This window comes from Luteimonas sp. MC1828, assembly GCF_016461615.1.
Taxonomy (GTDB): Bacteria; Pseudomonadota; Gammaproteobacteria; order Xanthomonadales; family Xanthomonadaceae; genus Luteimonas.
In genome coordinates this window covers 1-13517 of the sequence record NZ_JAEMNY010000004.1, presented here as the reverse complement: position 1 = coordinate 13517, position 13517 = coordinate 1, and the positions used below count along the sequence as shown (strand labels likewise).

Annotated in this window: 10 protein-coding genes; 9 read left to right on the top strand and 1 reads right to left on the bottom strand. The window is 58.6% G+C overall.

The features are described 5' to 3' along the window. The 6 genes from JHB91_RS14000 to JHB91_RS13815 form a co-directional block, all read left to right on the top strand. Positions 1 to 239, top strand: a 239-nt coding sequence (locus JHB91_RS14000; RefSeq protein WP_233398750.1) for a hypothetical protein, incomplete at its 5' end; no start/stop codon positions are given. 4055 nt (positions 240 to 4294) lie between these two features. Then, complete coding sequence (locus JHB91_RS13835) at positions 4295 to 4729, top strand: hypothetical protein (RefSeq protein ID WP_199473279.1); 435 nt, start codon at positions 4295 to 4297, stop codon at positions 4727 to 4729. Positions 4730 to 4797: 68 nt separating this feature from the next. Next, a complete protein-coding gene (locus tag JHB91_RS13830) occupies positions 4798 to 5223 on the top strand; it encodes a hypothetical protein (protein ID WP_199473278.1) in 426 nt (141 codons plus the stop codon). 994 nt (positions 5224 to 6217) lie between these two features. After that, positions 6218 to 6652: a hypothetical protein gene (locus JHB91_RS13825; RefSeq protein ID WP_199473277.1), complete on the top strand. Its 435-nt coding sequence runs from the start codon at positions 6218 to 6220 to the stop codon at positions 6650 to 6652. Between the two features lie 130 nt (positions 6653 to 6782). Continuing rightward, positions 6783 to 7241, top strand: a complete 459-nt coding sequence (locus JHB91_RS13820) for a hypothetical protein (protein WP_199374396.1) — start codon at positions 6783 to 6785, stop codon at positions 7239 to 7241. 1287 nt (positions 7242 to 8528) lie between these two features. Continuing rightward, entirely contained in the window at positions 8529 to 8789 is a 261-nt protein-coding gene (locus tag JHB91_RS13815; protein WP_199473276.1) for a hypothetical protein, read from the top strand. 1292 nt (positions 8790 to 10081) lie between these two features. Here JHB91_RS13815 and JHB91_RS13810 read toward each other — a convergent pair. Beyond that, positions 10082 to 10300 carry a hypothetical protein gene (locus JHB91_RS13810; protein WP_199473275.1) on the bottom strand — a complete coding sequence of 73 codons (219 nt, stop codon included), beginning with the start codon at positions 10298 to 10300 and terminating at the stop codon, positions 10082 to 10084. A gap of 303 nt (positions 10301 to 10603) precedes the next feature. Here JHB91_RS13810 and JHB91_RS13805 point away from each other — a divergent pair, with 303 nt between their 5' ends. The 3 genes from JHB91_RS13805 to JHB91_RS13795 all read left to right on the top strand — a co-directional run bounded on the left by JHB91_RS13805 (position 10604) and on the right by JHB91_RS13795 (position 11983). Then, positions 10604 to 11098 carry a hypothetical protein gene (locus JHB91_RS13805; RefSeq protein WP_199473274.1) on the top strand — a complete coding sequence of 165 codons (495 nt, stop codon included), beginning with the start codon at positions 10604 to 10606 and terminating at the stop codon, positions 11096 to 11098. Positions 11099 to 11160: 62 nt separating this feature from the next. Next, the gene (locus JHB91_RS13800) at positions 11161 to 11583 is read left to right on the top strand and encodes a hypothetical protein (RefSeq protein WP_199473273.1); all 423 of its coding nucleotides are present in this window, start codon (positions 11161 to 11163) and stop codon (positions 11581 to 11583) included. Positions 11584 to 11599: 16 nt separating this feature from the next. Next, a complete protein-coding gene (locus JHB91_RS13795; protein ID WP_199473272.1) occupies positions 11600 to 11983 on the top strand; it encodes a hypothetical protein in 384 nt (127 codons plus the stop codon). Positions 11984 to 13517 lie beyond the last annotated feature (1534 nt).

Below are 13517 nucleotides of genomic sequence, written 5' to 3'. Positions count from 1 at the left end.
ATCCTGATGCAACAGTCTTCTTGCTCTACCCGAACTTGATTGCTCGCTCTAATCTGGAGGACACCATGGCGGTAAAGGTGGCAACGTCCGGACGCAAGACGCAAGAATTTAGGTCTGCTGCTGGCACGATCCGCTCCGTTCACGTATATGGCGAGTTTGTGGCCAATACTGGCCGCGGCTCACTTGGCACACTCACCTTCGATTGCGAATTTCACGGGGCCGCAGCGTGTGAGCCCTAACAATGCGTTCAAGCCGACACCGCATCGGGGCGCGAACCACATGGCAGGTAAAGCGTGCCATGTGCCTCACGCCCCGCTGCGGCGCGGCTTAACTTAGGCGTTGGCCGCTCAGAGCTTCAGTGTGTAGCCGCGATGACCTTGCCGCTGGCGGCTTCGTCTGAGCATTAGAGCGCACGATCGAGACAGCGCAGGGTGCGTGCGAGAGCTTCGCCGGGTCATCTCGCTCGCGGTGTGGGTGTCTAGCCAGGCATCTCCGGCTTCGAGCGCTGCGCTCTCACCAGCTACGCTGCGCTCCGCCCAAGCAGTCGCATTAGAGAGTTCACGGTGTGGGTTCGTGGCCGCGAGGCCGGCCTTTCCCGGCTTCGGATAGGGCAATGCCGCGTGTTTGGCCTGCTTGTGGCACCGGCTTCGGGTGACTGCGGGCTTGGTGGCAAGCGAGTCGGCTTCGGCTAGAGTTGGCGTCCAACAGTTCATTCAAGCCGACGCCGCTTCGCGCCGCGGCTTAATTCAGGCGTTAGACCTCTAATGAAACTAATCGCGATATTTGCCCTTCTTTTCCCCACCGACGTTATCGCGCATGATTTGGCGCCCGTGGACAAGCCGGAGCTCGCTACTGTTCTCGGCTTACTCGACGAACTGGCAACAACGCCTCCAGCTTCAGATCAGCCGTACATTGTTCGCATCTATGCAGCACCAACTTCTGTTGGTGAGTGCGGTGGCACGGTCGCCTCTTGTCCTGACGTGAGGCTGTTCATGACTGCCTCGCACGGAGATCTTGAGGAGACTCCGGTTCTATATCAACTTCCCACGCAGAAAGGTTGGGAGTTCAAGGGTTGGTCCAGTCCAGTCACTTCGGGTAATACCCGCATGGCAAGCTTTATCGTGCGCACTACGCTGCCAGAGACAAACATTGATCTCGCAGCCCGCAAAGCTTGGCGCCCGCAGGAGTATCGTGTCCTTGTCAGCCCAGAGTCGGCCTCGTATGTTCGACGCTAGAGGTCTAACAATTCGTTCAAGCCGAACCCGCTTCGTTCCGGCAACGGCGCGGCAGAAAAAGCTTGCCACGCCGTTGCCTGCACTACGCAGGTCGGCTTAACTCAGACGTTGGCCGCTAAGTGCTTCAGCGTGTAGCCCGCGATGGCTCGACCGCTTGCGGCTTCGTCTGAGCATCAGAGCGCACGATCGACACAGCGCGGGCGCGTGCGAGAGCTTCGCCGGGACACCTCGCCCGCGATGCGGGTGTCTAGTCAGGCATCTTCGGCTTCGGGCTCTGCGATTTCACTAGCTACGTTTCGCTCTGCCCACGCAGTCGCATCGGAGAGTTCACGGTGTGAGTTCGTGGCCGCGAGGCCGGCCTCTCCCGGCTTCGGAGAGGGCAATCCCACGTGCTTGGCCTGTTTGTAGCACCGGCTTCGTGCGGCGGCAGGCTCGGTGGCAAGCGGGCCTGCTTCGGCTAGAGTTGGCGTCCAACAATTCATTCAAGCCGACACCGCTTCGCAGCGCGGCTTAATTCAGGCGTTAGGCCTTACATGAAGCATCTACTCCTGCTGATCATCCTGGTTACTATCGGCTGCCAGAAGACTGGGCGCGTGGTTGATGGCGTATTCTCAGTAGATGGACAACCAAGGCGCGGAGTCAAAGTTTACTTGCACGGGGATATATCAGAGCCCTCCAGTTGCGGTAGTGCATCTCCTTCCGCAATAACCAATGAAGCTGGTGAGTTCAGAGCTGTGGCCCACAAGTTCCCGGTCACACCATGCTTTGTCTCGGATGGCACTGCATACAGCACATTTTTGATTGTCGATGACGGCACACAAGATCAGATAAGTTTGGACTGCCGGCTTCCGTTGGTTGTTACCGGCCACTTTGAGGACGGACACATATGTTATCCGCGTCACAGGTAAGGCCTAACAATTCATTCAAGCCGACGCCGCTTCGCGGCGCGGCTTAATTCAGGCGTTAGGCCCTTATGTCTGATCGCGAGCAGCCCGTAGTCGCACCATCCGAGCAGCTCGGCGCAATCTCACGCCGGGTGCTGGTGAAGACTGTGCTCAAGTGCGCGCTGTGGTTTGGGCTCGCCTGGGTAGCAACGTGGCTTTATCCAGGCATCGTCTGGCCGTGGTATGTAGCTTGGGCATTCGTTGCAATTGGCTTGGCCTTTTCCTTGGTTGTTCTGCTAGTGGCATTTCGTAGCCGCTACGCAGAGCTCCAGAACTAAGGGGCAAATCATGATCGCGGAAGGGCCTAACAATGCGTTCAAGCCGACACCGCTTCGTTACGCAAACCACATGGCAGGAAGAGCTTGCCATGTGCTTTGCTCCACTGCGCGGCGCGGCTTAACTTAGGTGTTAGGCCTCAGGAGCAACATGGCTAGGCGCACAAAGCTCATCTGGCATCTTCTTGTTGCGGCAGTAGTTGCGCTCACGCTTTACTTCCTTGCATCACAAGCCCCCGTTGGAGACTGGCTGCAACCCGCGCTCTATCTCCCCTACATGGGCGCAGCATTTCTTTCCGGCAATGCACACTCCATTAACACGGTAGCGTTCAGTGCACTTCTGGTTCTACAGTGCTACTTGGTCGTTGTTTTACTCGGGTGGGTCTATGGTCGGCTGCGGCAGCCCGGGCCAGAGTCCTAACAATTCATTCAAGCCGACGCCGCTTCGCGGCGCGGCTTAATTCAGGCGTTAGGCGCCACAACAAACATGGCCGACCTTTGGGGTTCAATCGCGGCAAGTGAGTGGCGCAACACGCCATGCGTTGTCGGCCGTCCAGCTACGGAGACCGACGTCGCTGCTGGCTCCGCAGTCTTCTACGTGCCGGGTGAGTCCGCCGCCGCCCCAATGGCCCTGCCTTGCTGTGCAATCCAGTCGCTTGAGGATGGCTCCGAGCAACCTGTAGTCATTGTCCAGGCAGAGACTGCGCCTCACGGCACCATCTTGGGAGTGCGCCCGCTGTCCGGCGGCAACGGCATTTGCATGGCCACGGAGGTCAGGTTGCTTCCTGCCGGGTTTGGGCCGTAGGGTGGCGCCTAACAATTCATTCAAGCCGACGCCGCTTCGCGGCGCGGCTTAATTCAGGCGTTAGGCAGCTTGTGATCCTTCAATCGCACTCGTGGAAACAAGCAGGCTCTGTCGCGCTCTGGCGTTACGACGAGAACTTACGCAACTTTCCTGGCTGGCACCTCACAGCGGATTCTGCCGGCTGCGCTTCTCTACTCGCCCTGCTTGATGCGTTCGCTTCTGATGGTGGTGCTGTCTACCGCACGCTTGCGGTCCAACCTCCAACGCCAGCAATGCTTGCTGTGGCCAACAATCGCTCGTCTTCTTGGCAGTCGCCTTCCACGCTGCGTCTGGCATTCTCGGCAAGCCCATCAGAATGGAGCTTTCCTGACTCGTTGGAACCAGCGGCGCTCTCCCTGGGTTCGGAGTGGCTACCCCAACTGCGTCAGGCCATTGCAGGCATCCCGCGTGGCGAGGGTGACTATTCCATTGGTAGGTCAGGTGGTGGCAATCTTCCGCTGTGGCTCTGGTGGCAGCCGGCAGTCGCTGCCTAACAATTCGTTCAAGCCGACGTCGCTTCGGGGCGCAAACCACATGGCAGGTAAAGCTTGCCATGTGCTTCGCGCCCCTACGCGCCGCGGCTTAACTCTGGCGTTAGCCCGCACGGGGAGGTGCACGGGACCATGGAGAAAACTCACGCTGACGCAATCGCCCAAGCGATTCTGGAGCCCGATCTGCAGGCGCAAGCTGGGATTCGTGCCAAGCGCGCGGTAGAAGCCGCACAACTCAAGCGACAGCGCAAGATTGCGGTGTGCACCCTTGGGGGCTCGGCTGTTGGTGCTGTGACTGCCCATCTCCTGGGCATACGCTTCACTAGCGGCATCATCTGGGGTGGGCTCGCTTCGGCAGCGTTGTGCTGGCTCGTCACGCGCCCAGGTGCGACCTAACAATGCGTTCAAGCCGACACCGCATCGGGTCGCAAACCACATGGCAGGTAGAGCATGCCATGTGCTTCACGCCCCGCTGCGGCGCGGCTTAACTTAGGTGTTAGCGCCCATGAAAACCATCGTTGCTACTGTCGCATCCATCTTCCTCGCCATAGGCTGTTCCAGTCAGTCGCCTCAACTACCCCAGGCCGCTGATAGCCCACCGATAGGCTCATTCTTTGTTGGGGTCGATTCTTCCAAGCTGCCTGAGCCTGCTCGATCCGCAGTCCTCTCAGCAGAGAAGGACATTGATCTTGTGATTCGCGGCCATCCGCCTGCCTGCAAGGATTCCCCGGACAGTGGCGAATCAGATGGCGGCACGCTGCACTACAAGTGCAAGTACTACGATCTCACTGTTATGCGTAGCATCTATCAGGTTGGGGATGTTTATGGGTTTATCTACGGACCTGTTGTCACATTCCCTGACGACTACCCGATCTCCTACGTTCGCTTTTATAGTGGCAAGGAGCTCAGCGCATTGCTCAAGCAGCCGGCGGGGCGCTAACAATTCATTCAAGCCGACACCGCTTCGCGGCGCGGCTTAATTCAGGCGTTAGGCCGCACGGGAGTGTTATGCGCAAGCCCATTCGACTAGTCATCTCACTGCTATTGTTGAGCTACGGGCTGATTCGACTTGGAGTAGGCGGCGCCCTGCTCGGGCAGGAGATCGGGTTGCTTGAGTTCCATGCCTTTCAAGAGCCAATCAATGATATTCATGGTTTCCTTGTAAAATCCAGCAGCAAACAAATAATTCCTTTCTCGGTAGCTGGGTATGTCAGTTACATCGCTCTGATGGGAGTGGTGCTTGCGGTTGGCGCTTTGGGGTCTTTAAGGAATCAGCTGTACGGTTTGAAATGGATTGGTGCATTCTTGGCAATGTACGCGCTGCTGTTCGTCAACTTCCAAACCATCAATCCCAAGGCAATCCACTTGGCTGTTTGCGCAGTTCTGTTCAGCGTCTTGCTTTGGGTGAGAAAGGGGTCAGGCAGTGCGGCCTAACAATGCGTTCAAGCCGACACCGCATCGGGGCGCAAACCACATGGCAGATACAGCATGCCATGTGCTTCGCGCCCCGCTGCGGCGCGGCTTAACTTAGGTGTTGGCCGCTCAGAGCTTCAGTATGTAGGCCGCGGTGACCTTTCCGCTGGCGCCTTCGTCTGAGCACCAGAGCGCACGATCGAGACAGCGCGGGCGCGTGCGAGAGCTTCGCCGGGACATGTCGCCCGCGATACGGGTGTCTAGCCAGGCATCTTCGGCTTCGTGCGCTGCGCTCTCACTAGCTACGCTGCGCTCCGCCCAAGCAGTCGCAATAGAGAGTTCACGGTGTGGGTTCGTGGCCGCGAGGCCGGCCTTTCCCGGCTTCGGCCAGGGCGACGCCACGCGGCGGGCGTCGTCGTGGCACCGGCTTCGCGTAGGCGCGGGCTGGTCGCAGGCACCTCGGCTTCGGCTAGAGTTGGCGTCCAACAGTTCATTCAAGCCGACGCCGCTTCGCGGCGCGGCTTAATTCTGGCGTTAGGCCCGCATCATGCAGAGTCGCGAGTCCAGTAGAGCAATCACCGTCGGCTCTCTTGCAACGTTTCTTGCGGCATTGGCGCTATCGGTCCCGCTCCTGGAGCGGCTAGCTGCTGCAGCATGGCAGTGGTACAAGTTCGCCGGGTACTCAAGTGCGGGCCACATTAGCCTCAGCCTTAAGACGGGCCAGATATTCTCCGCCGTGCTGGCGGGCACATTTGGGCTCGCTCTGTGGTTCAATCGGCTCGCGCGCCGTCGTGCAACACCTCGCGCCAAGCTCTGGTCGTTCGGCGCCATGTGCATCGCGGCAGGAGTTCTTCTGGGGTACTGGCTCTTGGGCGCGAGCAGCCTCAACGTATGGCGGGCCTAACAATGCGTTCAAGCCGAAGCCGCTTCGTTACGCAAAGCACATGGCAGGTACAGCTTGCCATGTGCTTTGCTCCACTACGCGTCTCGGCTTAACTTAGGTGTTAGGCACCGCATGAAAGAACATCGATCTTCAAGATTCAGCCAAATTGCCTTCGCCCTGGGTGCGCTGGCATTGCTCGTCTGCATCGTTGAGTTCTGGGTCTCTGCCGCTGCGCCGTCACCCGCCATCGAGGATGTGGTCGCGGACAAAGTAGTGGCTATACGCGACGCAACAATTGATCGCCTTGCTGGCCGGACCACGGAGGCAGTTCCGGCAGAACAGCCTTGGAAACATCAGCAACTATTTGTCGCTTTCACTTCTTTTCTTGGCGGCTTGGCAATTGTGCTCGCTGGCGTCGGATACTCACGCAAAGAGCCCCGGCGTACTTGTGCTGTAGCAGCAAGTCTTGGCTTGGCGGCCGTCGTTTTTCCTTATGTGATAGGCGCAATTGGCGCTGTCGTTGTCATCATTGCAGTGGGCGCAGTTCTTAGCATGTTCCTTGGCTAGCGCGGTGCCTAACAATTCATTCAAGCCGAACCCGCTTCGCGGGTCGGCTTAATTCAGGCGTTAGCCCTCTATACCGTAGTGTTGCGCCAGCACCGAAGCACTCCAGCTTACTTTCTCAGGGGATTGATCTATGCCACAGCGTCGCGCCATCACCGAAGCGCTAGAACTCATCTTTCAGGGGATTGATCACTTAAAAGATGCATTTCCAAATCGTGTTTTTACCATCGATGGCCGTCTTGTTGGTGACATAGGCGAGGTTATTGCGGCACTTGAGTACGACATGGAGGTTCATGATGTATCCCAAGCCAAGCACGACGGAATGACACCCGACGGCCGACTAGTCCAAGTCAAAGCCACCTTCAAAGACTCGTTAACCTTCAAGAGCACACCGGAGCTGTACCTGGGCTTCAAGCTGCACCCAGACGGTACTTACGAGGAGATTTACAACGGCCCCGGTCAGGCAATCTATGATCGCTACTCGCATAGAAAGGGCATCGGCGAATCCTTGATGTCATTTCCGCTCACTGAATTGCGTAAGCTTTCAGACACAGTCAATGCAGGTCAGCGCGTTGCCAGGCGTGCGGGCTAACAATTCATTCAAGCCGACGCCGCTGCGCGTCGCGGCTTAATTCAGGCGTTAGGCGTCACTGGACAAATGCCGTCGTGTGTCGCGAGTTACTCTTCGGGCAGGCCAACGCGAGTGCAAACGGTCGCTTCGTTGAGCATCGCCTGGCCGAGCAACGGGCTCTGGTCCAGCACCGCAAGTCGATGAGCTTGGCGCTCCCAAGCAATCTCAGCTTCGTCAGCAGCCGCTCGCCTTGGCGGTACGCAGGCCTGCCACGCGCAGCTTTGAGGCAGAACCAGACGTCGCGACCAGATTGGCCCAAGGTGTTGTAGTGTTCGGCCCAGGGGTTGGGCTGCGGTTCGTCCGGGTCGGAGAGTTCACCATCCGGGCCAGCTGCCGCCTAACAAGTCGTTCAAGCCGAAGCCGCTTCGTTACGCAAACCACATGGCAGGTCAAGCTTGCCATGTGCTTCGCTCCACTGCGCGTCTCGGCTTAACTCTGGCGTTAGGCCTTGTTTCCCGCACTGTTGGCGCAAGGGTTCTTGGTCAGCTCGCAGTCTTCGCTCAGCCGCAGCGGTTGGCGCTTCGCACGCGCGGGAACGGCATCGGCGGTCACTCGTGACGCACCTCGGCTTCGGATAGGCGAAGCTTCGGCTCAAGTACGATCATCCTGAGTCGGTTTCGGGTGGGCTGGCGGTGCGAGTTCTCGGCCGCGCGGCCCGGGCAATCCGGCTCCGGCCGCGACAAGTTCCAGCCCAAGCTGTTGGTCCAGACTTGTTGTACTGTTCGGCCAGGGGTTGGGTAGCAAGTCCGGGCAGGTGCCGGGCAGCGGCGGCCTAACAAGTCATTCAAGCCGACGCCGCTTCGCGGCGCGGCTTAATTCCGGCGTTGGCCGCTCAGAGCTTCAGTGTGTAGGCCGCGGTGACCTTCTCGCTGGCGGCTTCGTCTGAGCACCAGAGCGCTCGAGCGAGACAATGCGGGTGCGTGTGAGAGCTTCGCTGGGACATCTCGCTCGCGGTGCGGTTGTCTAGCCAGGAATCTTCGGCTCCGGGCAGTGCGATTTCACTAGCTACGTTGCGCTCCGCCCAAGCAGTCGCATCGGATAGTTCGCGGTGTGGGTTCGTGGCCGCGAGGCCGGCCTTTCCCGGCTTCGGCCAGGGCGACGCCACGCGGCGGGCGTCGTCGTGGCACCGGCTTCGCGTCGGCGCGGGCTGGTCGCAGGCACCTCGGCTTCGGCTAGAGTTGGCGTCCAACAGTTCATTCAAGCCGACGCCGCTTCGCGTCGCGGCTTAATTCAGGCGTTAGGCCGCAAATGATCTATTTCGCAACCTCACGACAAAGCTACGATCAACTGGCGGCATCACCTGCTTGGCCACCCGCCGTCCTGTGGGTTTCGTTGGGAGTGCTGGCCTCGGCTGAGCTGGCGGATTTGCGCGCAAAGGGACTGGCCGTTACCGACTTCACCAATCGCGTCAGCCCAAACGACCCGGCCGCCATGTCAGATGCGCTCGACACCATCCGGGAGCATCATCCGGACCATGTCGTGTGGGTAGACGGCTCGGTTGCGGCCTAACAATGCGTTCAAGCCGACACCGCTTCGTTACGCCAACCACATGGCAAAGAAAGCTTGCCATGTCGTTGGCTCCACTACGCGGCGCGGCTTAACTTAGGTGTTAGGCCGCTGTGCAATTTCATCGTACTTTGGGGGACAAGAATGTCATCTTCAGAGAAACTGGGTAGCTTCATTGGCACAACCATCTCAATAGCCCTAGTACTTCTTTATGTCGTCGGCATGTTCGCCTTGATTGCGGATGACCATCGTTATACCTCCAAGAACGTGATAGCTGGTGCGATTGTGTTTCCGTACGCTTGGTACGTTGGCGGCAAGACGAGCTATCACTTCTTCTCCAAGAGCTCAGACTACCGGCAAGCAGAAAATCAGTGTCTGGACGCGGCAGAGGCTCAGAGGGTGAGGCGGAAGTCTCGCCTGTACCTTTGCGAGTGTATTGCGGATGGCGGAACGGTTCAGCAGTGCAACGCCAAGTACGAGCGCTTTCTTGGTACATAGCGCAGCGGCCTAACAATGCGTTCAAGCCGACACCGCATCGGGGCGCAAACCACATGGCAGGTAGAGCGTGCCATGTGCTTCACGCCCCGCTGCGGCGCGGCTTAACTTAGGTGTTAGGCGCTCATAGCTCCGCAGTAGTTGTGGTTACGGAGTCTTGTGTCAGCTCGTCTTGTCGTGGCTTCTGGTTCTTCTCCGTGCATTGCGCACGCGCGGTGAGCTGCGTCGTCAGGCAACTCGGCTTCGGCCACACGGGACGTCGCGCCAGGATTGCGACATCCGCGGCCGGCTTCGTGCGAGTCACGGATGCGAAACTTGGCCGCGCGACCTGCCTGCCAGGCTCCGGAAAGATCTCTGTCACGGCGGTCCGGGTACTGCCGCAAGCTCGTTACGGGCTTCGGCTAGAGCGCGGGCTTGTACCGGCTTGGGCTTCGGATACAGTTGCGCCTAACAATTCATTCAAGCCGACACCGCTTCGCGGCGCGGCTTAATTCAGGCGTTAGCCCGCACGGGGAGGTGCACGGGACCATGGAGAAAACTCACGCTGACGCAATCGCCCAAGCGATTCTGGAGCCCGATCTGCAGGCGCAAGCTGGGATTCGTGCCAAGCGCGCGGTAGAAGCCGCACAACTCAAGCGACAGCGCAAGATTGCAGTGTGCACCCTTGGGGGCTCGGCTGTTGGTGCTGTGACTGCCCATCTCCTGGGCATACGCTTCACTAGCGGCATCATCTGGGGTGGGCTCGCTTCGGCAGCGTTGTGCTGGCTCGTCACGCGCCCAAGTGCGGCCTAACAATGCGTTCAAGCCGACACCGCATCGGGTCGCAAACCACATGGCAGGTAGAGCATGCCATGTGCTTCACGCCCCGCTGCGGCGCGGCTTAACTTAGGTGTTAGCTTGCTCAAATGGATAGTCGGCTGTTCTACACCGTATTCCGCCATGCCCTGAAATCTGTCGTTTGGGACAAGCACGGCGGGAATGAGTACGTTCTTGTCGGTGACGGCATCGATCTCGACCAACGGAGACTTCCGTCCCTGCTATCACAGACCTTCGCCGAGTCTGTCGTTTGCTATCCCGAGAGCCGCGGCGAGACTCTGGAGATTGCACCACCGAGTAGCGCTGCGTTCATCGCTGGCAGGCTTCAGCAAAAAGGGACCGTCACTGTGTCTGACTCAACTGCGTCAATCTTCTTGCAAGTTCACAGCATTGGCGTCGCACGCAGCGGGCGGTCGCAAGCTAACAATTCATTCAAGCCGAAACCGCTTCGCGGTTCGGCTTAATTCAGGCGTTAGGCTATCACCGAGCAATTAGGGGGTTCGAAAATGAGGGCATGGAGCGTACTGGCTGCAACTCTCTTGCTGAGTTCTTGTGCTTCGGCACCGCCGATTCCACCGGAGTTGCAATACACACCTCCAGTTGGTGACGCATCTTTGCTCGCCACAATCGGCGGAAACATTGTTGACTCTAAAGTTCCGCTCTTCGACAACGAGAACAGTTACACGTACGCGATTGATGGTAAGCGCGTCATGAGCAGAAAGAAGGATTGGGGCTTACCCATTCCAGTTCTGCCTGGTGACAGAACAATTACTGCCGGATTTGAGCAAGGCGTGTATATGGCGTATGCAAAAGTCGATGCAACCCTAGTCGCCGGCCACGCATATCAGGTTCATTCCTCGTGCAACACCCGTGGTCTTGGCGCCAAATTTTCGCATTGCGATTTCTGGATTGTCGATAGCGCGACAGGAAAAGCAATATCCGAGATAGCGCGCGGGGCAATCGGCGGCAGGCCACCGGTGGTCTTGTTGCTGCCAAGATAGCCTAACCATTCATTCAAGCCGACACCGCTTCGCGGCGCGGCTTAATTCAGGCGTTAGCGCCCATGGATGTAACAAGTTTAGCGATCGTGGCTCTCATGACAGCAGCTGCTCTTGCAGCTGTAGCGCTTCCTGTATGGGTAGCCTGGTTTCTGGCTCATCGCGCTCATCTTCCTGCGCGCCGCCTGTTCGTAGTTACCTGCACATTGCTCGCCTTTGGCTTTCTGACATTAGCGGGCGCAGTGCTGCTTCCGATCGAGATCGCCGCGACATGGGTTGCACCAGAGCTTCATACTGCTGGCTATCCCATGGTGGCTAACATGATCTTTCTCGCCTCAGAGCATGGCGTGCCAGTCATATGCTTTGCTGTCGGCGTATTCGCATCGTTCGTCGTTCCACTAAGACTCCGCAGAATATGGCCGTCAGTTGTTTCGGCCATCGGCGCTAACAATTCATTCAAGCCGACGCCGCTTCGCGGCGCGGCTTAATTCAGGCGTTAGGCGCATGGTCAATATCGTCGCAATCTTGGGTCTTCTTCTGGCTGTTCCCAGCGGATCTGCTGCCATGGAGCGCGGAGCAGCAACGCTCTGCGATCGGGACAAGCTTGCTGATGGTGCGACGATTATTGCGCGCGGCACGCTGTGGTCAGATTCTCACCACGGTGCTTATCTCCGTGACAATGCGTGTCCAGACATCGCCGTGAGACTCGGCATCCACCCCGAAGACTCAGAGCCATCTGTTGCTGCCCTCCTTGCGGATCTTGCAAGTAGTGCGTGGCCACAGGGTGTCACCTACAACCTACATGTCCAAGGTCGCATCATTCATACGCCAAAGGGGCTACGCGTAGTTCTGTCCAACGTCATTAGCTATGAGAAGCTCAGGCCATGAGGCTCAACGGTCATGCGCCTAACAATTCATTCAAGCCGACGCCGCTTCGCGGCGCGGCTTAATTCAGGTGTTAGCCCGCACGGGGAGGTGCACGGGACCATGGAGAAAACTCACGCTGACGCAATCGCCCAAGCGATTCTGGAGCCCGATCTGCAGGCGCAAGCTGGGATTCGTGCCAAGCGCGCGGTAGAAGCCGCACAACTCAAGCGACAGCGCAAGATTGCAGTGTGCACCCTTGGGGGCTCGGCTGTTGGTGCTGTGACTGCCCATCTCCCGGGCATACGCTTCACTAGCGGCATCATCTGGGGTGGGCTCGCTTCGGCAGCGTTGTGCTGGCTCGTCACGCGCCCAGGTGCGGCCTAACAATGCGTTCAAGCCGACACCGCATCGGGTCGCAAACCACATGGCAGGTAGAGCATGCCATGTGCTTCACGCCCCGCTGCGGCGCGGCTTAACTTAGGCGTTAGGCCGCATATGAACGTTACTCGCAAGCTGGTGATCTTCACAGGAGCGCTTCTGCTGATAAACGCGACAGTTTGGCTCGTCCTCTCATACAACCAACGCAATCGCGTGTACCCCATAGACGCTGACTCAATTGGCATTCCTCTGGCGGAGACGGCCTCGCTTTCCATGCTCGGCGCGGTTCTTCTCGGGCTGCTTGTTCTCCTGCCTGTCCCCCCGCTCTTTCGCAAGGCGGCAAGCTCTCGGCCTTGGCGCTATGCGGCAATCGCTTTGCTATGCCTGGCCTATCTACTGGCAGCTATGTTCTTCGCACTTTGGGGACTGTCCTGGTTTGGACCGCACCACTATCCAATAGTGGCGGCTTGCGCCATCGGAGTTGCAGCAGTCGTCTACTTTGCAGTCGCAGATTTCCGTAGTCTGCGGCCTAACAATTCATTCAAGCCGACACCGCTTCGCGGCGCGGCTTAATTCTGGTGTTAGGCCTTGTTTCCCGCACTGTTGTTGCCGGGTTCCAGGCAATCTGTAGTGCCTCGCTTATCCGCAGCGTCTGCACCTTGCACGCGCGGTGCAGGCATCGGCAGTCAGCCCCGCAGCACCTCGGCTTCGGACAGGCGCGACTCTACGCAAGATTCGACCGGCCGAGTCGGCTTCGGACAGGGCGCAGTGAGAGTTCTTGGCCGCGCGATTCGGTTGTTCTGGCTTTTTCCCGGCAAATGCCAGCCTCAGGCCGCTCGGCCAGACTTGTTGTACTGTTCGGATCAGGGGTTGGGCTGTCGCAAGGTCGGGCGCAAGCTCGGCGTGCGGGCGGCCTAACAAGTCGTTCAAGCCGAAGCCGCTTCGTTACGCAAAACACACGGCAGGTAGAGCTTGCCATGTGTTTCGCTCCACTGCGCGTCTCGGCTTAACTCTGGCGTTAGGGCTCACTCCAACGTGAATTCGCTCATTGCAAGAATCGTAACCATCTCTTGGATCGCAATGCTCTTGGCAGGATGTGCTGAAGACAATGCGATGCGTTGCTCACTCTCTGGGCATGTCGATACGGGGCACTGCAGAACTTCGATACTAAATATCG

Excerpts from the sequence above, each read along its gene's own strand:
- JHB91_RS13795 (WP_199473272.1), top strand. The coding sequence starts at position 11,600 with ATGGTCAATATCGTCGCAATCTTGGGTCTTCTTCTGGCTGTTCCCAGC.
- JHB91_RS13820 (WP_199374396.1), top strand. The coding sequence starts at position 6,783 with ATGCCACAGCGTCGCGCCATCACCGAAGCGCTAGAACTCATCTTTCAG.
- JHB91_RS13805 (WP_199473274.1), top strand. The coding sequence starts at position 10,604 with ATGAGGGCATGGAGCGTACTGGCTGCAACTCTCTTGCTGAGTTCTTGT.
- JHB91_RS13835 (WP_199473279.1), top strand. The coding sequence starts at position 4,295 with ATGAAAACCATCGTTGCTACTGTCGCATCCATCTTCCTCGCCATAGGC.
- JHB91_RS13825 (WP_199473277.1), top strand. The coding sequence starts at position 6,218 with ATGAAAGAACATCGATCTTCAAGATTCAGCCAAATTGCCTTCGCCCTG.
- JHB91_RS13830 (WP_199473278.1), top strand. The coding sequence starts at position 4,798 with ATGCGCAAGCCCATTCGACTAGTCATCTCACTGCTATTGTTGAGCTAC.
- JHB91_RS13800 (WP_199473273.1), top strand. The coding sequence starts at position 11,161 with ATGGATGTAACAAGTTTAGCGATCGTGGCTCTCATGACAGCAGCTGCT.
- JHB91_RS13815 (WP_199473276.1), top strand. The coding sequence starts at position 8,529 with ATGATCTATTTCGCAACCTCACGACAAAGCTACGATCAACTGGCGGCA.